At 61.0% G+C, this 19,673-nt stretch carries 17 protein-coding genes; 12 read left to right on the plus strand and 5 right to left on the minus strand.

The window, feature by feature from the left end; all coding sequences use genetic code 11:
• Positions 1–217 precede the first annotated feature (217 nt).
• The 3 genes from ABWI03_RS10725 to ABWI03_RS10735 all read left to right on the plus strand — a co-directional run bounded on the left by ABWI03_RS10725 (position 218) and on the right by ABWI03_RS10735 (position 5,400).
• A complete protein-coding gene (locus ABWI03_RS10725; protein ID WP_298774410.1) occupies positions 218–2,464 on the plus strand; it encodes an MMPL family transporter in 2,247 nt (748 codons plus the stop codon).
• 183 nt (positions 2,465–2,647) lie between these two features.
• Positions 2,648–4,039, plus strand: coding sequence for a hypothetical protein (locus ABWI03_RS10730; protein WP_298774412.1), 1,392 nt, complete (start codon positions 2,648–2,650; stop codon positions 4,037–4,039).
• Positions 4,036–5,400: an outer membrane protein assembly factor BamB family protein gene (locus ABWI03_RS10735; protein ID WP_298774414.1), complete on the plus strand. Its 1,365-nt coding sequence runs from the start codon at positions 4,036–4,038 to the stop codon at positions 5,398–5,400. The genes ABWI03_RS10730 and ABWI03_RS10735 overlap by 4 nt, the downstream gene beginning before the upstream one ends.
• A gap of 198 nt (positions 5,401–5,598) precedes the next feature.
• On the opposite strand, the gene ABWI03_RS10740 is transcribed toward ABWI03_RS10735, so the two are convergent.
• Entirely contained in the window at positions 5,599–6,486 is an 888-nt protein-coding gene (locus ABWI03_RS10740) for a glycosyltransferase family 2 protein (protein WP_298774416.1), read from the minus strand.
• 360 nt (positions 6,487–6,846) lie between these two features.
• On the opposite strand from ABWI03_RS10740, the gene ABWI03_RS10745 reads away from it, so the two are divergent.
• Complete coding sequence (locus tag ABWI03_RS10745) at positions 6,847–7,149, plus strand: hypothetical protein (protein ID WP_298774419.1); 303 nt, start codon at positions 6,847–6,849, stop codon at positions 7,147–7,149.
• Positions 7,150–7,166: 17 nt separating this feature from the next.
• On the opposite strand, the gene ABWI03_RS10750 is transcribed toward ABWI03_RS10745, so the two are convergent.
• Positions 7,167–8,000 (minus strand): glycosyltransferase family 2 protein, encoded by an 834-nt coding sequence (locus ABWI03_RS10750; RefSeq protein WP_298774421.1) that lies wholly within the window; start codon positions 7,998–8,000, stop codon positions 7,167–7,169.
• Positions 8,001–8,570: 570 nt separating this feature from the next.
• A complete protein-coding gene (gene dctA, locus ABWI03_RS10755) occupies positions 8,571–9,968 on the minus strand; it encodes a C4-dicarboxylate transporter DctA (RefSeq protein ID WP_298774423.1) in 1,398 nt (465 codons plus the stop codon).
• Positions 9,969–10,156: 188 nt separating this feature from the next.
• On the opposite strand from dctA, the gene ABWI03_RS10760 reads away from it, so the two are divergent.
• Positions 10,157–10,417 carry a GlsB/YeaQ/YmgE family stress response membrane protein gene (locus ABWI03_RS10760; RefSeq protein ID WP_003942027.1) on the plus strand — a complete coding sequence of 87 codons (261 nt, stop codon included), beginning with the start codon at positions 10,157–10,159 and terminating at the stop codon, positions 10,415–10,417.
• 159 nt (positions 10,418–10,576) lie between these two features.
• Here ABWI03_RS10760 and ABWI03_RS10765 read toward each other — a convergent pair whose 3' ends face one another.
• Complete coding sequence (locus ABWI03_RS10765; protein ID WP_019744227.1) at positions 10,577–11,323, minus strand: GTP pyrophosphokinase; 747 nt, start codon at positions 11,321–11,323, stop codon at positions 10,577–10,579.
• 48 nt (positions 11,324–11,371) lie between these two features.
• Positions 11,372–11,971, minus strand: coding sequence for an SACE_7040 family transcriptional regulator (locus tag ABWI03_RS10770; RefSeq protein ID WP_003941968.1), 600 nt, complete (start codon positions 11,969–11,971; stop codon positions 11,372–11,374).
• 98 nt (positions 11,972–12,069) lie between these two features.
• Here ABWI03_RS10770 and ABWI03_RS10775 point away from each other — a divergent pair, with 98 nt between their 5' ends.
• From ABWI03_RS10775 to ABWI03_RS10805, 7 genes are read left to right on the plus strand one after another with little or no spacing between them, the layout of a single operon-like run.
• Positions 12,070–13,659 (plus strand): carboxyl transferase domain-containing protein, encoded by a 1,590-nt coding sequence (locus tag ABWI03_RS10775; RefSeq protein WP_042453308.1) that lies wholly within the window; start codon positions 12,070–12,072, stop codon positions 13,657–13,659.
• Between the two features lie 5 nt (positions 13,660–13,664).
• Entirely contained in the window at positions 13,665–15,701 is a 2,037-nt protein-coding gene (locus tag ABWI03_RS10780; RefSeq protein ID WP_298774428.1) for an acetyl-CoA carboxylase biotin carboxylase subunit, read from the plus strand.
• A complete protein-coding gene (locus ABWI03_RS10785) occupies positions 15,701–16,864 on the plus strand; it encodes an acyl-CoA dehydrogenase family protein (RefSeq protein ID WP_007730190.1) in 1,164 nt (387 codons plus the stop codon). The genes ABWI03_RS10780 and ABWI03_RS10785 overlap by 1 nt, the downstream gene beginning before the upstream one ends.
• Positions 16,861–17,349, plus strand: coding sequence for a MaoC family dehydratase (locus ABWI03_RS10790; protein WP_003942078.1), 489 nt, complete (start codon positions 16,861–16,863; stop codon positions 17,347–17,349). Before ABWI03_RS10785 ends, ABWI03_RS10790 begins: the two co-directional genes overlap by 4 nt.
• The gene (locus ABWI03_RS10795) at positions 17,346–18,173 is read left to right on the plus strand and encodes an HpcH/HpaI aldolase/citrate lyase family protein (RefSeq protein WP_298774431.1); all 828 of its coding nucleotides are present in this window, start codon (positions 17,346–17,348) and stop codon (positions 18,171–18,173) included. Before ABWI03_RS10790 ends, ABWI03_RS10795 begins: the two co-directional genes overlap by 4 nt.
• A gap of 3 nt (positions 18,174–18,176) precedes the next feature.
• A complete protein-coding gene (locus ABWI03_RS10800) occupies positions 18,177–18,932 on the plus strand; it encodes a CoA transferase subunit A (protein WP_007730192.1) in 756 nt (251 codons plus the stop codon).
• The gene (locus tag ABWI03_RS10805; RefSeq protein WP_283376683.1) at positions 18,929–19,579 is read left to right on the plus strand and encodes a 3-oxoacid CoA-transferase subunit B; all 651 of its coding nucleotides are present in this window, start codon (positions 18,929–18,931) and stop codon (positions 19,577–19,579) included. Before ABWI03_RS10800 ends, ABWI03_RS10805 begins: the two co-directional genes overlap by 4 nt.
• Positions 19,580–19,673: the final 94 nt, after the last annotated feature.

Raw genomic sequence — 19,673 nt, forward strand, 5'->3', positions numbered from 1 at the left:
CCTTTCGTACTGCGTGACGTCTGCTCTGGTGAGGCGCCTGCCCGTGTCGTGTCCACGGTACCGAGCGGTCTGAAAAGGAGAAGGAGAGCGCGCCGGATATGCCGTTTTCGCAGATATACCGGGTGCCAACGGGCCGATCGGTCCGTACCGTATGACCTTGGCACCGAAAGACTCCGTGTTCTTCGGACAGACCAGTCCACGGCGAGAGAGGCCTACGTTGGCTACGTATCTTTACAGGTTGGGGAAGTTCGCTTTCCGCCACAAGTATCTTGTGGTGGCCGCGTGGATTATCGTGATCGCGGTGGTGGGGGGCGCTATCAGCGCCACAAATCCGACGTTCTCCAAGGAATTCAATCTTCCGGGCACCGATTCACAGCGTGCGACCGAGTTGATGAACGAGAACTTTGCAGCTGCAGCGGAGCAGCAAACTCAGGCGTCGACCAGCATTCTCATCGCGGCAGACGACGGACTTGCCGCACACAGCGATCAGATCGACCAGTTGATCGCGCAGGCGAAGACGTTGCCGGACATCGTCGATCCCGAGAAGATCGTCAATCCGGTCACTCTCGCGGAGACCAATCCAGCGGTGGCGTCAGCCGTTCTCGGCGACAACGGCAAGGTCGGGCTGATCCAGCTCAATCAGTCGATTCGCATCGAGGATCAGACGCAGGCCAACAAGACTGCGTTCCTCGATTTGATGGCAAAATTCCGCTCCGGTGGTCTGCAAGTCGAAGGAACCGGTTCGATGATGCAGGTGCAGGCCGCGGGCGGCCTGTCGGAGATGCTCGGCTTCGCGGTGGCGTTCATCGTGATGATCGTGGCGTTCGGCGCACTCATCGCGGCCTTCATTCCGTTGTTCACTGCAATTCTGGGAATTGCGCTGGCCACTCTGACGGTCACACTCGGCTCGGGCTTCTTCGACATCAACGAAGGCGTCACGGGAATCGTCACGATGATCGGCATCGCAGTCTCGATCGACTATGCATTGTTCATCGTGTCGCGCTACCGCAGTGAGCTCAACCTGGGCGGAACCAGGGAAGCGGCAGCCGGGCGGGCAGTAGGTACTGCCGGTTCGTCTGTCGTATTCGCAGGCCTGACAGTGGTGGTAGCGCTGGCAGCCCTGGCGGTGGTCGGGGTTCCGATGATCACGCAGATGGGAATCTCGGCAGCGGTTGCCGTCATCATCGCTGTGCTCGGCGCAATCACATTGATCCCAGCGGTTCTGGGTATCTTCGGTCGGTTCGCGTTCTCGCCTCGTATCCCCGGGCTGCGCCACGGTGACGAGCCCGAGACGATGGAATCCAACGGACATCGCTGGGCCAAGATAGTCACCAAGTACCCGTGGCCGATCGCGGGTGCTGCGCTGGTGCTTCTGGTGATCGCGGCTATTCCGATGACGAAGCTCGAACTCGGACTCTCGTTCACTCAGGACGAAGAGCGGCCGGCACTTGCCCTGCTGCAACGTGGGTTCGGTGAAGGCGTCAACGGCGAATTGTTCGTCGTGCTCGACGCTCCGGACGGTACCGACATCACCGCGATTGCCGAAGGCACTGTCGCGCACATCAAGGGCCTCGACAACGTCGCAACGCCGGATCAGTTGATGTGGGTCGGAAACGGACCCGACGCGGCAAACCCGATGGCGGGCGCCAACTCTGCGCTCATCGCGGTCACCCCACAGATGTCGCCGAGCGGTCCTGAAACCCACGAGCTGATGAATCAGATCCGGGATTACGGATCGACGGTGAAGTCGGAAGGCGCAGAACTCGGTGTAGCGGGTCAAACCGCGATTGTTGCCGACATGTCGTCGAAGCTCAGTTCCGCGCTCATCCCGTATCTCATCGTCGTGGTCGGGCTTGCGTTCATCATCATGATGGTCGTCTTCCGCTCGATCCTGGTGCCACTGACCGCAACTCTCGGATTCCTGTTCTCCGTCTGTGCGACCTTCGGCGCCACGGTGGCCATTTTCCAGGAGGGCGACTTCGGTCTGATCGAGCACACACAACCGATCATCTCGTTCCTGCCGATCTTCATGATCGGTGTGGTGTTCGGGTTGGCGATGGACTATCAAGTTTTCCTCGTGACGAGAATGCGCGAGGAATACGTGCACGGATTGTCGGCCAAGGACGCCATCATCTCCGGCTACACCCATGGCGCCCGCGTGGTTGCGTCGGCGGCCATCATCATGATCTCCGTCTTCGGTGCATTCATGCTGTCCTCGGAGACGACAAGCAAGATGATGGGCTTCGGCCTCGCGGCGGCAGTCTTCTTCGACGCCTTCATCATCCGCATGATCGTGATTCCTGCGGTCATGTCGATCCTCGGTGATTCGGCGTGGAAGTTGCCCGCGTGGCTCGACAAGATCCTGCCGAACGTCGACATCGAGGGTGAAGCGATTCGGCGAATTCCGATCGAGCAGGACCCGGATTCCGATCCAGACCCGAAACAGGTGCCTGTGAGGGTGTAAGCGCTCAGGTCGTCAGAACGGGGTGCCGGTTGCACAGCAACTGGCACCCCGTTCTTGTGTGTTCATACGGCGCGAGCGCAATAGGAAACCATCCGGTTGGTAACAGAAATCGCTGTGATCGCGACAGGACTACCAGAGGCGACGCGCATCGGGGGCGAGCCGTGACGGTGACTGCGAGGGTACGTGTCGAAGGAGCAAACCGATTCGAGTCGGGCCGAGAAGTGGACCTTCGCGCTGACGGTCGTCTCCCTGATCGCCGGCGGGACAGTGGTTGCCGGGCTGGTGGATCGTTGGAGCAGTTCGCCGTCCGATGACATCTCGGTAGCTGCGTCTTCGTCGATCAGCATGACGTCCACACCGGAAGAGATGGCGCCGGAGGACGTGCCTGAATTCTCGTACGTCACGCCGAGCGCGGTGTACCCGACCACCATTCCGGGTTGTGAGAGTGTCGAAGCGCCAGAGGAGGATTCGTTCTTCTCCTACATTCTGGACGGTTCTGACACGTACGACGATCCGCGCTTTCCGTGGTTCTCGAGCGCCAAGGCAGCCGCGATGTCCGACGCGGTCAAACAGGCGCTCCCGAAAGATGTCGAGCTGAAGTTCGCCAGCCCGGGTAATTCGCTGCAGTTCGGGCCGATCTCTGCACCTTCGAACACAGATGGGCTGCCCGAGGGATTCTCGCTAGAGGAGTTGGCGTCCACCACAGCGTCCGGGACGCTGATTCGGGACGGGAAGATCGGCGCGCTCAGCCTGATGCTGCACTCGAGTTCTGATCCGATCCCATCGTGTGTCGCGGGGTCGCTCGTCGAACGTCGGGTGCTGGCCGATCAGTCTGTGGTGGATCTGCAGGATACGTGGACCGAAACCAATGGTGTACGCACCCTTAATCGGTCGGCAATGTTGTACGGCGCCGACGGGACCCGGATTCAGGCGTATGTCAACGACACGAACAACGACGGAGGTAGGGACGCCGAGAGTTCCGGCGTGGTGCCACTGACGCTCGACGAACTTGCAACCCTTGTCGCCATGCCACAACTGCTGATCACGACGCCTGTTCCCCCGGGCACTGCCCCGCTTCAGACTGATTGCGGCGGTTGGGCGGACGAGTCATCTGGGCGGGAACTGGATCGAGGAATCGTCGACGCGCTCGGCGACGCGCTCCGATCGGGTTGGCACGCAGCTGCGCCCGGCGGGCCTGACCTCGGCAGTCAGCTGGGTGATCTGGTTCTGGCCGAAAACGACACCACCACCGCGTGCCAGGATCTCGTTGCGCGGTCGGACGGCAACGAGTCACGCCTCAGTATCTCGATTACCAGTGGGCAGCCGCTTCCTACGCCGCCGAACAAGTACGACCCTTCTTATGACGGGCATCCGCTCTCAATGGTGACCGCCGAGGACGGGTCCGTGATCGAACGTGATGAGAGTCGCTGGGAGAATGTCCACAGGTCTGTAGTAGTTACCCACCCCGGTGGGACGCAAGTAACGGTGAGCTCGTCGGCCGAGGCCCCGAACGTGCCGATGACGTTCGAGCAGTTGGAATTTCTCGCGACGATCGACGGCCTGGAGATTCGATGACCACCAGATTCTCCCCGAAGACGCGCCTTAGGATCGCGGCCGCCGCAGCCGTAGTCACCGTCACTGCCGCCATCGCCACGGTGGTCACGTCGACGAGTTCCGAACCGACAGCGATCTCGTCGCCGCTATGGAGCGTCGAGGCCTCCGAGATTCTCGGGCGCGAGTTCGCGATATTTCGGAACCCACTTGTTGGAACCGAATTCAACATGGACATGGGCGGATTCATCGACGCCGGATCACTCGTGGTCACGATGATCGGTATGCCTGATCGTCAGGCGTATTCGTTGGACGACGCGGAATTGGTCGGATTGGACGCCGAGGACGGCGCTGTCCGTTGGCGCACGTCGGCGGTCGACATCGGTGGTTGTTCCGAAACCTTGCTCGGCGACTCGTTGCTGTGTTTCTCCGGGCCGTACGTATCCGGTGGTTCGTACTTGCTGTTCGACATCGAGACTGGAGAGCGACGAGACATCAAGACGCCGTGGGCGCCGATCATTGCGGTTGTCTCGGGTGACACAGTCCTCGCGCTCGAAGGTGATATCGAGAGCAACGACGTTCGCGTGCACAGCGGAACGGTCGACGATCCGGAAGCGAACTGGTCCAAGGCGTTCGACATCGGTGGATCGTGGGAAGACGGATACGTCGATCGTATGATGTCAGTTCACGGTGATCTGGGTGTGATTACTCTCGACGAGTCTCTGGGATTCGATCTGAAGACGGGCGAACAGCGCTGGGTACACGGTTACTCCACCTGCTCGACCGCGCACACATCGTCTGACGGCGTGACCTTGGTGTCGGATGGCGGTTGCGAAGGCAATGGCCGTCCGACAAGTGAGTACGCGCTCGATCCGCACGGGCGCGAGTTCGCCAGGACGGACGAACTCCCCTCGGAGTCCTCGTATTTCGGGGGGCGGTACAGCCGAGATGATCCGGCGGGAGGGTCGACTCCGATTATATTGGGACACAGTGGTTTCGACCGGAAATCTGGCGATCAACTGTGGACGAACAGCGAGGTGTTCGATGCCGCGCAGTCGTTGGCGGTGATCGGCAACGTGGTCGTCGTGACTCGTTCAGGTTCCGAGCCCGAGGTCCAGTTCGTGGACCTCTTCACCGGTGAGGTCCTGTGGCGATCGAACGCTGAGCGCGCCGGGGCGGTTGTCTGGCACGGCGATGTCGTTATCGACGAGGAAAACGTCTACGGAACGGATGTCCTTACGGGCCAACGTAGTTGGGAGGTTCGGGTGGATCAGGACGGGGACGACGAGTTCACCCCCTGGGCGATGCCGCGGGAGCTGTGGGCGGGGGACAAGGTGCTGTTGCGCTCCAGTGAAGACCGCATCACGGCGTTGAAGGTGTCGTGAGATCCGGTGTGGTGCGTGTCCGTAATTACACTCGGATAAGCGCCCGGTACTCGGCGGTCAGCGGCCCGAACGGTCATCGATGAGCGGGTTTCGGTGTACCTCGTGGAGGACACGGCGAACTTTTGTGCGCATCTGCAACGAGGGGGTCTCTGCTGCACTGTCACTTCGCACCTGTAGTGAATAGCGAGGCTGGATTGGCTACTGGTTGACCGGCATGATTCGTCCTTGCGATTTGCCGAACAAGCGTCTGAACTCAAAACGCTCCTGCTCGAAATTGTATGCACGGTATATCGGCCATGCTAAGGCGTGGACAACTGTGTCCAGCCGGATCAGGAACTTGAAGCGCCAATTCATGACGTTGTGGAGTCGAAGGACCGATTCAGAAGCGCGGTTGTACTTCGAGTATTCGCGCGGAGGTGTTTCTCCCCGTCTCCCCGATGTTTCGACGCGCATAGAGTCGCACTGTCCGATTGTCAACCCGATCTTCTGGAGACATATCGAGAGATCCATGTCTTCGTGAATGTCAGTGCGCTCGCTCAAATTCTTCCGCACTTCTAGCCACGCAGATCTCTTCACAGCCATGTTCGCTCCGGTAGCAGCGAGCACCCGGCGATCATGATTGAACTTTCCACGTCGAATTTGTCGGTCAAGTACGAACCGGTGGACGCGCGAGAAAGGGGATTCGAAGAGGTATGTAACGCCCGCAACGGCGCAATGGGTGGAGTTGGGGCCGAGGAATTCGCTAATCGCGGTCGCCCATCCGGTCTGGACCCGGGTGTCGGCGTCGATTCGGCCGACCAGTTCACAAGAAGACGCGTCAAAACCCGCATTTCGGGCATGTACGACACCTTGGCGTGGCTCGAAGATATATCGAACTTTTTCGTGTGACCCTGCGTAGCGTTTTATTATCGAGGCAGTTCGGTCGGTGGAGTTGTTGTCGACTATCAAGACTTCGTCGATTGCGTCACCTTGGGCGAGCAGACGGTCAATGCAGTCCGCGATTCCTGCCTCTTCGTTAAACACAGGTACAACGACCGACAATTTATTTCGGTGAGGATTCTCAGTCGATTGCTCTGTGGATGTCACATTTGTTCCTGAGGTGTACGGTTTGGGCGAATCTTCACAAAATAACGGTATCAATCAATTTTTCACCTTCAAAATCGAGGCACTCGGTAGGTACGCCATGCCGAAACGGCCGCATGGCTGCTGGTGTACGATTTGTTCTTTTTGTTGAGATTCTTCTTTGTAAAATTGCAGGTAGCGGGATATCTGATCGATAAGAGGGCTGTGGCGGCGCTGGCTGTCGGTCGATGTGTGGGCCGTCGTTCGAGTGCCAGAACTTATGCCGTATCTCACGCATTTCATACCGTGGTGGATGACTTGATGAGACGGACTGCCCGACTGTTTGGCCTCGGAGTAGGTTTACTGCGAGATTCAGATCGAACTATGCCGAACGGCCTTCCCGTGCGGATCGACTTCCCCGAGCGATGGAACGTCTTCGCCCCCGTGTACTCGGCGCATGAGCTCGTCGTCGAGTTGCCAACCGCCGTCGGTAAGGTATTCAAGATTCCACTGATCAATGGCGCAACGCGACGGGTGATCGACGAAGAGCTTGTCGACCTCGCCCTCGCGGCCGAATTGTCGTCGATGGTGACCGGGCATCGGTATACTTCGACCAGTTGTCGGCGAACGATCGTGTGGATCAGCTACGAGACCGTATTCTGCACTATCACTTCGAATCTGCGGTGATTATCGAAATCGATGGGCTACTGGTGAACCGGCATGATTCGACCCTGCGATCTGCCAAACAAGCGCCTGAACTCCAGGCGCTCCTGCTCGAAGTTGTAGAGGCGGTAAACGGGCCACACGAGCGCGTGGAGCATCGAGTCGCCCCAGATTGTCAGTTTGAGGCGCCAATTCATGATGTTGTGAAGGTGCAAAACCGATTCGGATGCCTGGTTGTACTTCAGGTACTCCAACGGAGGGGTTTCACCGCGTCGACCGGACGTTTCTGCTCGCATGTCGGCGATCTGACCGATCGTCATCCCTTCCTTCCGAAGGCACAGTGAAAGGTCGATATCTTCGTGGATGTCCGGCCGGTCGCTGACTCGCTCGCGGACGGCCAGCCATGCGCTTTTTCTGATCGCCATGTTCGCTCCGGCGACAGCAAGTACTTGACGTTCGCAATCGAACTTTCCCTGCTTGACCTGACGGTCCAGTGCGAAACGGTGGATTCGGGCAAACGGCGATTCGAAGAGATAGGTGAGTCCGGCGACCGCTGAATGCGCAGTGGTGCGCTGGAAGAAACCTTTGACCGCACGGGCCCATCCCGGTTGGACCCGCGTGTCTGCGTCGATCCGACCGATGATGTTGCCGGTCGAGGCGTCGAAGCCGGCGTTCCGCGCATGAACGACGCCTTGCCGGGCCTCGAAGACATATCTCACTCGGTCGTGCTTCTCGGCGAACTTGTGAATGATCGATGCGGTGCTGTCCGTCGAGTTGTTGTCGACGACCAGAATCTCGTCGATTTCGGACTGGATCAGTAAGCGCTCGATGCAGTTCGAAAGGGAGTTTTCTTCGTTGAATACTGGAACAACCACGGAGAGTCGATTAGTGGACAAGTGTTCAATTTCTTGCATGGACTCGGTCACTTGGCTCCTTTGCTGGGCAATTAGTCCAGTCCTTCGCAAAGGTTACGATAGCAATGGGTGTCCGTTTCGGCAATTTGGAGTGGTGAGATTTCGGTCATTTTTGCAAATGCCCACTCCGTCGAGGCGTCGACATAAGTGCAGCTAGATGCGCGTTTCTGTGTTCGGAAGAATGGTTTCCGCAATGTTTGAGTCTTTGCTCACTCGAGTCTGTTTGTCGGCTGAACAGTGGACTTTAGTCCTTCTATTTTCGGCAAACATAATGCTGGCAGTTCGCTGATCTTCGGATCTGAACAATGGCAACCGCGTAGCAATATTGAGATAGTGGAGGATGCTTTCACTGGTGCCGAGTTAGCCCAGCGCACTTGGAATATCTGTGAATTCACCAGTCCTTAGTCGGCAAGCTCGCCACCCCCCTGCAAATATTTGCGTTCGGGTGTGCTGGTCTGAGTATTCCGGTGAAGTACGTCTCCGCGAACCTTCAGCACCGATTCCGACGTGCAGCCAGTGGTCACCATCTCCTCAACGGGGCACGGCGCCCTCGGTTTCGGGTGCCGGAACCGTTTTCCCCGTGATCGAATCAACTTCCTGGAGCGGCGGAACGTCTTCTCCGTCAAGCACTCGGCGCATGCGCTCCTTGTCGAGCTGCCCCTCCCAATTGGCGACCACGAAGGTTGCGACACAGTTCCCGAGCAGGTTCACCGAGACTCTCATCGAATCCATGATTCGATCGGCGCCCAGTAGAAGAGCCACGGCGGCGACCGGAATTGCGCCGTGGCCGATTGCCGCCACGGTGGCGGACAGCGCCAGGAACGAAGACCCAGGAACCCCGGCCATTCCCTTGGACGTGAGCATCAGTACCAGGACGGCAGTGATCTGTTCACCGAGCGTCAGGTCCACTCCGAGAGCCTGAGCCAGAAACAGCATGCAGATCGACAGGTACAGCGTCGCGCCGTCGAGATTGAACGAGTAGCCGGTCGGCACCACCAATCCTGTTGTCGTGCGCGAGCATCCGGCGTTGGTGAGCTTGACCATGATTCGGGGCAGAACTACTTCGGTCGACGCCGTTCCCAAAGCGAGGAAGAGTTCGTCCTTGATGTACTTGACGAACTTCCACAGGTTCACGCCCGCGAAGTACCTGACTATCGCGGCCAGGATGAGGATGAACAGGACGGCCGCGAGATAGCATGCGGCGATCAGCTTTCCGTAACTTCCGAGCGAAGCGATCCCGTACTGGCCGACGATGTACGCCATCGCGCCCAAAGCGCCCAACGGCGCCAGTCTCATGATCCAGCCGATGATCGTGAAGAACAAATGGCTCAGGCGATCTACGAGTTCGAACACGATCGGTGGTCCACTCTCGCCTGCCTTGGCCAAGGCGAGTCCGAACAGTACGGCGAAGAAGAGGACTTGGAGGAGTGCGTTTTCGGCGAAGGCAGAGACGATAGACACCGGAATGATGTTGAGCAGGAATTCGACGGTGTGGGGTAGTTCGCCACTTCCGGTCTTGGCGGCCACGGCGTCCGCACCGTTCGCCAGCGTCTCCGGATCGATGTTGAATCCCGCACCCGGTTTCATCAGATTTCCGATGAGCAGCCCGAACAACAGGGCGAAGGTGGTCACGACCTCGAAGTAGATGAGAGCCTTGACGCCGATGCGCCCCACCGCTTTCAGATCGCCGACGTGGGCGATCCCGATCACTACGGTGCAGAAGATGATCGGCGCGATCAGCATTTTGATCAGCTTGATGAACCCGTCGGCAAGGGGTTTGAGGTTCGCGCCAAATTCCGGCCACAACCAGCCGATGAGAACACCGATGACGATAGCGGCGATCAATTGCACGAACAGTGATCGGTACCAGGGAGGCTTGTTGGCAAGTCGCGCGAGCTCGCTGTTCGGCAGTTTTACGGGAGTGGGCATGGACGAGAACGGTAGGTCTGCTTGATTGCGAAATAATAACTCGCGAATGTCGTGGGTGTAACGCGTCGAGGTTGCATATCGGACAACAATTCGGTCAACAAGCGACAGTTGTGTGTGACTGTGGTTATTGTTTCCCTGAGCGGTGATCTTCCGTCCGCGTGCATGCACGACGTGTGAGAGGGGCTGTCATGGGGCAAATTATCGGAACCATCATTTTCGGCGCAGTCATCGGAATCCTGGCTCGTCTCGTACTGCCAGGTAAGCAGCAGTACGGCATGATCGTGACCGTCGTGCTGGGTATCGCCGGAGCGCTTATCGGGTACTGGGTCTGGGGAGCGATCTCGGACAAGGGCGATACGGGCGGAATCGACTGGATCCGCTGGATCATCAGCATCGCCGCGGCGGCCGTGCTCTCGATCGGCTACAGCGCCGTCACTGGCAAGAAATAGCAAGCCAACGCAAGTCGAGAATTGCGCCCTCCCGAGCTTCGGGAGGGCGCAATTCTTTTTGTTTGCCCTAGTTGTCCGCCCCCAGTTGTGAGCGAACGGCACTCTCGTCGCCTCAGGTGCGCCGAAAGGCGCGTTCGCTCAGGGGAGGGGTGCCTAAATTCAGAGCGCCCGTCGCTGAAGATGCAGCGCCTCGAGGAACTGGGCAGGCAGATCCTGCTCGAGGATTTCGTCGTCAGGATGCGGTAGCGCCTTGATCTTCGCGAACTCGTCGTTGAGGCGTTCCATCTTGACGTCGAGGCGGTGTGCCGCGGCAGCAGCCTCGGTGAGTTCGTCGAGGAGCTCGACGGGAACCTCGCGGTTGTACTTGTAGTAGATCTTGTGTTCGAGGCTCGCCCAGAAATCCATCGCGATGGTGCGGATCTGGAGTTCGATCGGAACGTGCCTGACGCGGTCACTCATGAAAACCGGGACCTCGACGATCAGGTGCAAGCTCTTGTAGCCGTTGGGTTTCGGATCGGCGATGTAGTCCTCGCGCTCGATCACCCGAAGGTCCGTCTGGCTGGTGAGCATCTCGGCGATCCGGTACGTGTCGGAAATGAAGCTGCAGGTGATGCGCACGCCGGCGATGTCGAAGATGTTCTTCGAGATGTCGTCGATCGTGAGCGGGATGTTCAGGCGTTGAGCCTTACGCAGGATGCTGTCCGGCGACTTGACTCGTGACGTCACGTGTTCGATGGGGCTGTACTGATTGATGTGAGTGAACTCGTCCTTGAGGATGTTCACCTTGGTCATCAGTTCGGAGATTCCGAATTGGTACAACATCATGAAGCGGGAGAACTCGGTCCGCAGTTCGGCGAAATCGGCCCGGCTGACCCCACTGCTGTCTTCCACGTTCGGCACCCTCATCTGTTAGCTGGTGTAACCAGTCTGCCACCGATTGTGCCGTGTCCGGTTTCAGTGGGTGCGCAGTGCGGCGAGTGTCATATCCCGCAGGACGCGGCGTGCGCGTGCCGGCGAAGCGGGGTTGGCGCTGTGAGGGGTCGAGTTGATCAGACCGAAGGTGGCGTGCGCTTTGATGCGCGCATCCGCCTGGTCGAGTTGGGGATCGAGTTGCTCGAGCACACCGACCCACACCTCGACGTACTTGCGCTGCGTTTGGCGTACTTGTCGACGCGCGTCGGCCGGCAGGCTTTCGAGGTCGCGGTCCTGGATACGGATCAGGTCTGGCTCGCCCAGTGCGAAGTCGAGGTGGAACTCCACCAGTGCGTCGAGAGCAGCGCTCGGTGAGTCCGCTGCCTCTGCTGCCGCTGATCCGCCTTCGTGCAGTCGTGTGCTGATGCCGACGAGAAGTTCCACGAGGACGGCATCCTTGTTGGGGAAATGCCGGTACACGGCCGGGCCGCTGATGCCGACGGCCGCGCCGAGGTCTTCGAGTCGCACACTCACGAATCCGCGCTCGGCGATCAACCGGGCGGCGGCGTCCAAGAGTTGACGACGACGGTCGGCCTTCATCTGATCGCGTCGCGTCGGAGCTGCTACCTGCTCAGAGGTCATTCTCTCGATCTTTCTTCGCTTGCGTTCTGGACAACTCAGTTAATCATAGTTAATCTAGTTTCAGTTATCGAGCATTAACTCATGGCGAAGGCGGCGGGATGACTCCCAGTGGAATCACGCAAGGATCGGGCTACCGGTCCGATCACACCGTTCTGGTGGACGAACTGAAGAAGAAACTGGCGCAAGCAGCGCTGGGCGGCAACGAGCGCTCTCGCGAGCGCCACGTGAGCAGAGGGAAACTGCTGCCGCGAGATCGCGTTGACTCGCTGCTCGATCAGGGCAGCCCGTTCCTCGAGCTGTCCCCGCTGGCGGCCAACGGCCTGTACGACGACGAGTGCCCCGGCGCCGGCGTCATCACCGGTATCGGCCGTGTGTCGGGCCGCGAGTGCGTCATCGTCGCCAACGACGCGACGGTCAAGGGCGGCACGTACTACCCGATGACGGTGAAGAAGCACCTGCGCGCGCAGGAAGTTGCGTTGCAGAACAACCTTCCCTGCATCTACCTCGTCGACTCCGGCGGCGCCTTCCTGCCGCGCCAGGACGAAGTCTTCCCGGACCGCGAGCACTTCGGCCGGATCTTCTACAACCAGGCGACCATGAGCGCCAAGGGGATTCCCCAGATCGCCGCAGTTCTCGGTTCGTGCACTGCGGGCGGCGCCTACGTGCCCGCGATGAGTGACGAAGCAGTGATCGTCCGCAACCAGGGCACCATCTTCCTCGGTGGTCCGCCGCTGGTGAAGGCGGCCACCGGTGAGATCGTCACGGCGGAAGAGCTCGGCGGCGGCGACCTGCACTCCAAGGTTTCCGGCGTCACCGACCACCTGGCCGAGGACGACCGCGATGCACTTCGCATCGTGCGCAACATCATTGCCACACTCGGCCCCCGCTCCGAACGCCCGTGGGACGTCATCTCCACCGTTCCGCCCGTCGCCGATCAGAGCGAGCTCTACGACGTCGTTCCGACCGATCCCCGTACTCCGTACGACGTGCACGAGGTGATCACCAAGCTCGTCGACGGTGGTGCGTTCCAGGAGTTCAAGGCCGAGTACGGCAAGACGCTCGTCACCGGTTTCGCCCACATCGAGGGCCATCCGGTCGGCATCATCGCCAACAACGGCGTGCTCTTCGGCGAATCCGCCATGAAGGGAGCACATTTCATCGAACTGTGCGACAAGCGCAGTGTGCCGCTTCTGTTCCTGCAGAACATCGCGGGCTTCATGGTGGGACGCGATTACGAGGCAGGCGGCATCGCCAAGCACGGCGCCAAGATGGTCACGGCAGTTGCGTGTGCACGGGTCCCCAAGCTGACGGTTGTCATCGGCGGCTCGTACGGCGCCGGCAACTACTCGATGTGTGGACGGGCGTATTCACCTCGCTTCCTGTGGATGTGGCCGAACGCGCGCATCTCGGTCATGGGCGGCGAGCAGGCCGCGTCGGTGCTCTCGACCGTTCGTAGTGACCAGCTCGACAGTGCGGGTAATCCGTGGTCGGCCGAGGACGAAGAATCCTTCAAGGCGCCGATCCGCGAGCAGTACGAGGCTCAGGGCAATCCGTACTACTCCACCGCACGGCTGTGGGATGACGGTGTCATCGACCCCGCAGATACCAGAACTGTTCTCGGCCTGGCCCTTTCGGTGTGCGCAAATGCGCCGATCGAGCCGGTCTCCTACGGCGTCTTCCGGATGTGAGCGAAATGACTGAGTTGCGCACTATCGATACTGTTCTCGTGGCCAACCGCGGTGAGATCGCGGTTCGCGTGATCCGCACGTTGCGTGAGTTGGGAATTCGCAGCGTTGCCGTCTACAGCGACGCCGACGCGAATGCTCGCCACGTCCGCGAGGCCGACACTGCCGTCAACATCGGACCGGCCGCGGCGCGTGAAAGTTACCTCGTCATCGACAAGGTGATCGACGCTGCCAAGTCCACCGGTGCTCAGGGTATTCACCCCGGTTACGGCTTCCTGTCGGAGAACTCGGCGTTCTCGGCTGCATGCGCGGCTGCCGGAATCGCCTTCCTCGGCCCCTCCGAGCGGGCTATCGAGGTGATGGGCGACAAGATCACCGCGAAGAACGCGGTTGCCGCGTTCGACGTGCCGGTGGTCCCGGGTATCGCGCGCCCGAATCTGACCGACGAAGAACTGATCGCAGCGGCCGAGGACATCGGCTACCCGGTGTTGGTCAAGCCTTCGGCAGGCGGCGGTGGCAAGGGAATGCGACTGGTCGAGGATCCGGCCAATCTGGCTGAGGCTCTTCGCAGTGCCCGCCGTGAGGCCGCTTCGTCGTTCGGTGACGACACCCTGTTCCTCGAGCGATTCGTCCTGCGGCCCCGGCACATCGAGGTCCAGGTTCTCGCCGACCAGCACGGCAACGTCGTTCACCTCGGTGAGCGCGAATGCAGCCTGCAGCGACGCCACCAGAAGGTCATCGAAGAGGCTCCGTCGCCACTGCTCGATCAGGTGACCCGTGACCGGATCGGCGCGGCAGCGTGCAACACCGCTCGAAGCGTCGATTACACCGGCGCCGGCACTGTCGAGTTCATCGTCTCCGCCGACAAGCCGGACGAGTTCTTCTTCATGGAGATGAACACCCGCCTGCAGGTCGAGCACCCCGTCACCGAAATGGTGACCGGACTGGATCTGGTCGAATGGCAGGTTCGTGTGGCAGCAGGGGAGAAGTTGGCCTTCTCCCAGAGCGACATCACACTGACCGGGCACGCCATCGAAGCTCGTGTGTACGCGGAGGATCCGGGCCGTGGGTTCCTGCCGACCGGCGGCCGCGTCGTCGATCTGGTCGAGCCGTCCGGTTCCGGCGTGCGCGTCGATTCCGGACTGCTCGCGGGCACCGTCGTCGGCAGTGACTACGACCCGATGCTCAGCAAGGTCATCGCCCACGCTCCCGACCGCGCGGGCGCACTGCGCAAGCTCGATCGCGCACTCGGTGACACCGCAGTGCTCGGCGTCGTGACCAACATCGAGTTCGCACGATTCCTTCTCGCTGATCCGGACGTGATCGCGGGCAACCTCGACACCGGTCTGCTCGATCGTCGCGTCGAAGACTTCGTCGCAGCCGACGCCTCCGACGAGGTTCTCATTGCTGCCGCGGCCTATCGCTGGCTCTCGCGGTGGACAACTTCGGAATCCGTTGATCCCTGGGACGTCCCGAGTGGATGGCGCGTCGGAACTCCCGCTCCGACCAGCATCAGGCTCTCCGCCGGCACCCGAACGGCGCACGTTGCGATCGTCGGGGTTCCCGCGGATGCAAAGGTCGATGTCGAAGGTTCCCAGCCGCGCGCATTCAGCGCGACCCTGACGGGATCCGAACTGGCGGTAGTGATCGACGGACGTCGACGCACGTTTGTCGTCGCCGAGACCGACGGTGGTTTGTGGCTCGCGGGCAGCGGAACCTGGCACGTGCGCGAGGTTGCCGAAGTCAGCGTCCGCGGTGAGGACAAGCATGCCGGTGATGCCGAAATCGCCAGCCCCATGCCCGGTGCCGTCATCGCGGTCAACGTCGAGAACGGCGCGGCAGTGAGCGCGGGACAACCACTCGTCGTGGTCGAGGCCATGAAGATGGAGCACTCCCTGACGTCCCCGATCGACGGGATCGTGGAAGTGCTTGTCCGTCAAGGCGATCAGGTGATGGTGGATCAGGTTCTGGCCCGCGTGGTACCTGCCGAAGAAGAGACTGCAGAAGCAAAGACCGAGAACACGACGCAGAAGGAAGACGCCTGATGTCCGATTACCTTGCCACCGGAGCGCTTCCGGACGAATACCAGCAGCTCGCCAAGACCGTTGCCGACTTCGCCAAGACCGTCGTGGCACCGGTTGCTGCCGAGCACGACGCCAACCACACCTTCCCGTACGAGGTGGTGGCCGGGATGGCCGACATGGGACTGTTCGGCCTGCCCTTCCCCGAGGAGTACGGCGGAATGGGCGGCGACTACTTCGCGCTCTGCCTGGCGCTCGAAGAGTTGGGCAAGGTCGACCAGAGCGTCGCGATCACTCTCGAAGCTGGTGTGTCCCTCGGCGCAATGCCGATCTACCGTTTCGGTAACGAGGCACAGAAGCAGGAGTGGCTTCCGCAGCTCACCAGCGGCAAGTCGTTGGCGGCCTTCGGCCTGACCGAGCCCGGTGCGGGTAGCGACGCCGGCGGAACCAAGACCACCGCGAAGTTCGACAGCGGTGAGTGGATCATCAACGGCAACAAGCAGTTCATCACCAACTCTGGCACCGACATCACCAAGCTCGTGACAGTCACCGCGGTCACGGGTGTCAAGGACGGTGGCAAGAAGGAGATCTCGACGATCCTGGTGCCGACCACGACGCCCGGCTTCACGGCAGAACCGGCGTACAACAAAGTCGGTTGGAACGCCTCCGACACCCATCCGCTCACGTTCGCGGATGTTCGTGTCCCCGAAGAGAATCTGCTCGGTGAGCGCGGCCGCGGCTACGCGAACTTCCTGCGCATCCTCGACGAAGGCCGCATCGCCATTTCAGCGTTGAGTGTCGGTGCCGCCCAGGGCTGCGTCGACGAGTCGATCAAATACGCCAAGGAACGCGAGGCGTTCGGTCGCCCCATCGGACACAACCAGGCCATCGCGTTCAAGATCGCGCGTATGGAGGCTCGCGCCCACGTCGCACGTACCGCGTACTACGACGCGGCCGCACTCATGTTGTCGGGCAAGCCGTTCAAGAAGCAGGCATCCATCGCCAAGCTCATCTCCTCCGAAGCTGCCATGGACAACGCGCGCGACGCCACGCAGATCCACGGCGGATACGGCTTCATGAACGAGTACGCCGTCGCGCGCCACTACCGTGACAGCAAGATCCTCGAAATCGGTGAGGGAACCACCGAGGTGCAGTTGATGCTCATCGCCCGTGAGGCAGGGCTGTGACGAACCCCAAGAAGATCACTCAGCGCGGGCTCTGGTTCGAGGAGTTCGAGGTCGGCGCGATCTACGAGCACCGCCCAGGCCGGACGGTGACCGAGGCTGACAACGTCCTTTTCACGACTTTGACGATGAACACGCAGGCGTTGCATCTCGATGCCGCGTACAGCGAGGACACTCAATTCGGTGTGCGGCTGGTCAATTCGATGTTCACCCTGTCGACCATCGTGGGCCTCTCGGTCGCGCAGTTGACGCAGGGCACCATCGTCGCCAACCTCGGCTTCTCCGAGATCAGCTTCCCGAAGCCGCTCTTTCACGGCGACACTTTGTATGCCGAGACGCTCATCGCAGACAAGCGTGAGTCGAAGAGCCGTCCAGGTGAAGGCATCGTGACGCTGGTGCACACCGGTCGCAACCAGCACGGTGACGTCGTCGCACTTGCCACGCGCAAGACGTTGGTGCAGCTCCGCCCGGCTGAGGTGTCCTCATGACGTGGACGCCGCCGGGGCCGGCGTGGTTGTTCTGCCCGGCGGATCGTCCCGAACGTTACGCGAAGGCCGCGGCCTTTGCCGACGTCGTGATCCTCGATCTCGAAGACGGTGTGGCTCCGGCCGACAAGGAAGCCGCACGTGCGGCCCTGATCGACACTCCTCTCGATCCGGAGCGGACGGTCGTGCGCGTCAATCCGGTCGGGACGCCTGATCACGAACTCGATCTGATCGCGCTGGACGGCACACACTATTCGCGTCTCATGCTGTCCAAGTGCGAATCGGCCGAGGACGTCCTCTCGCTCGCACCGGCGGACGTGGTTGCGCTCGTCGAGTCCCCGCGAGGAGCCCTCGCCGTGGCCGACATCGCGCTTGCTGCGAACGCCATCGGTGTCATGTGGGGAGCCGAGGATCTGGTTGCCGGTCTCGGTGGTAACTCGAGCAGGCACCCGAACGGTTCGTACCGCGACGTTGCCAAGCATGTCCGATCTACGTCTCTGCTGGCCGCGAAGAGCTACGGCCGGTTGGCGGTCGATTCCGTGTACCTCGACATCAAGGACCTCGTGGGCCTCGGCGTCGAGTCCGCTGACGCCGTCGCAGTCGGCTTCGACGTGAAGGTTGCGATCCACCCGAGTCAGGTCGAGGTCATCCGTGGTGCCTTCGCACCTTCGGAAAAAGAGATCGACTGGGCCACACGAGTGCTTGCCGCGGTGTCTACTGAACGTGGTGTGTTCGCGTTCGAGGGCAAGATGGTCGACGCTCCCGTTCTTCGTCACGCCGAGAAGCTTCTTCACCGAGCCGGAATCTTTCAGCAGAAGGAGAACTAGCGGATGAGCAAAGTCGTGAATACGGCAGCTGAGGCAGTTGCCGACATCGCGAGCGGATCCAGGCTCGCAGTGGGCGGCTTCGGGCTGTGCGGTATTCCCGACGCACTGATCGCGGCGATCGCCGACGGCGACGCCACCGATCTCGAGGTGTTCTCCAACAACTGCGGTGTCGACGACTACGGTCTCGGCATCCTGCTCGGCGCGCACCGGATCGCCAGGGTGACGGCGTCGTACGTGGGGGAGAACAAGGAGTTCGCCCGCCAGTATCTCGCCGGTGAGCTCGAAGTGGAGTTGACGCCGCAGGGGACGCTGGCCGAGCGGCTGCGAGCAGGCGGTACCGGCATTCCGGCGTTCTACACTCCGGCCGGCGTCGGCACACCGATCGCCGAGGGCGGCTTGCCGTGGCGATACAACCCGGACGGTTCGATCGCCGTGGCGTCGCCACCGAAGGCGACGGCAGTGTTCGGTGGCCGCACGTATGTATTGGAAGAGGCGATCACCGCTGACTTCGCGCTCGTGCACGCGGACTACGGCGACACCGAAGGAAATCTCGTCTTCAACAAGACGGCGATGAACTTCAACCCGCTTGCTGCCATGGCCGGCCGGATCACCATCGCGCAGGTGGAGAACCTCGTCGAGCCGGGCGACATCGACCCCGCGCACGTGCACCTACCTGGAGTGTTCGTCGCGCGCGTCGTGCATACAGGCCCGCAGGAGAAGCGGATCGAGAAGCGGACCGTCTCAGGAGGTACCAAGTGACCAGTGCAGAGGAAACTCGTATCGGCTGGACCCGCCACGAGATGGCCGCTCGCGCTGCCGCCGAGATGCGGCCGGGTGAGTACGTCAACCTCGGCATCGGCCTGCCGACGCTGATCCCCAGCTACCTGCCCGAGGGCGTCAAGGTGGTCCTTCACAGCGAAAACGGCATCCTCGGCACCGGGCCGTACCCGACGGACGATCAGGTCGATGCCGACCTCATCAATGCCGGTAAAGAAACCGTCACCGTCAATCCCGGTGCCGCGTTCTTCGACTCGGCCCTCTCCTTCGGGATGATTCGCGGCGGACACATCGACACCGCGGTGCTCGGCGGGATGCAGGTGTCGAAGACCGGCGACCTTGCCAACTGGATGGTGCCGGGCAAGATGGTGAAGGGTATGGGCGGGGCGATGGACCTGGTCCATGGAGCCCGCCGCGTCATCGTCGTGATGGAGCACACCGATCGCGACGGCAACCCCAAGATCGTCGAGGCGTGCACCCTGCCGCTTACCGGGCAGGGAGTCGTCCACCGGATCATCACCGACCTCGCGGTGCTGGACGTCACCGCGGACGGGCTTGAGCTTGTGGAGCTAGCTCCAGGGGTCACCAGCGAACACCTGAAGAGTGTGACTGGTGTGGGCTTTTCCTGAAGCTTCGTGCCTCCAATCGAAGAACGCGCCGACCGCTGGTCGGCGCGTTCTTTCGTCGGTCTGTCGGCGTGTACCGATAGTCTCGATCAGCAAC

The sequence above is a fragment of the Rhodococcus baikonurensis genome (assembly GCF_040489275.1).
GTDB lineage: Bacteria > Actinomycetota > Actinomycetes > Mycobacteriales > Mycobacteriaceae > Rhodococcus_F > Rhodococcus_F baikonurensis.

Excerpts from the sequence above, each read along its gene's own strand:
- ABWI03_RS10735 (WP_298774414.1), top strand. The coding sequence starts at position 4,036 with ATGACCACCAGATTCTCCCCGAAGACGCGCCTTAGGATCGCGGCCGCC.
- ABWI03_RS10745 (WP_298774419.1), top strand. The coding sequence starts at position 6,847 with ATGCCGAACGGCCTTCCCGTGCGGATCGACTTCCCCGAGCGATGGAAC.
- dctA (WP_298774423.1), bottom strand. The coding sequence starts at position 9,968 with ATGCCCACTCCCGTAAAACTGCCGAACAGCGAGCTCGCGCGACTTGCC.
- ABWI03_RS10760 (WP_003942027.1), top strand. The coding sequence starts at position 10,157 with ATGGGGCAAATTATCGGAACCATCATTTTCGGCGCAGTCATCGGAATC.
- ABWI03_RS10765 (WP_019744227.1), bottom strand. The coding sequence starts at position 11,323 with ATGAGGGTGCCGAACGTGGAAGACAGCAGTGGGGTCAGCCGGGCCGAT.
- ABWI03_RS10770 (WP_003941968.1), bottom strand. The coding sequence starts at position 11,971 with ATGACCTCTGAGCAGGTAGCAGCTCCGACGCGACGCGATCAGATGAAG.
- ABWI03_RS10775 (WP_042453308.1), top strand. The coding sequence starts at position 12,070 with ATGACTCCCAGTGGAATCACGCAAGGATCGGGCTACCGGTCCGATCAC.
- ABWI03_RS10780 (WP_298774428.1), top strand. The coding sequence starts at position 13,665 with ATGACTGAGTTGCGCACTATCGATACTGTTCTCGTGGCCAACCGCGGT.
- ABWI03_RS10785 (WP_007730190.1), top strand. The coding sequence starts at position 15,701 with ATGTCCGATTACCTTGCCACCGGAGCGCTTCCGGACGAATACCAGCAG.
- ABWI03_RS10795 (WP_298774431.1), top strand. The coding sequence starts at position 17,346 with ATGACGTGGACGCCGCCGGGGCCGGCGTGGTTGTTCTGCCCGGCGGAT.
- ABWI03_RS10800 (WP_007730192.1), top strand. The coding sequence starts at position 18,177 with ATGAGCAAAGTCGTGAATACGGCAGCTGAGGCAGTTGCCGACATCGCG.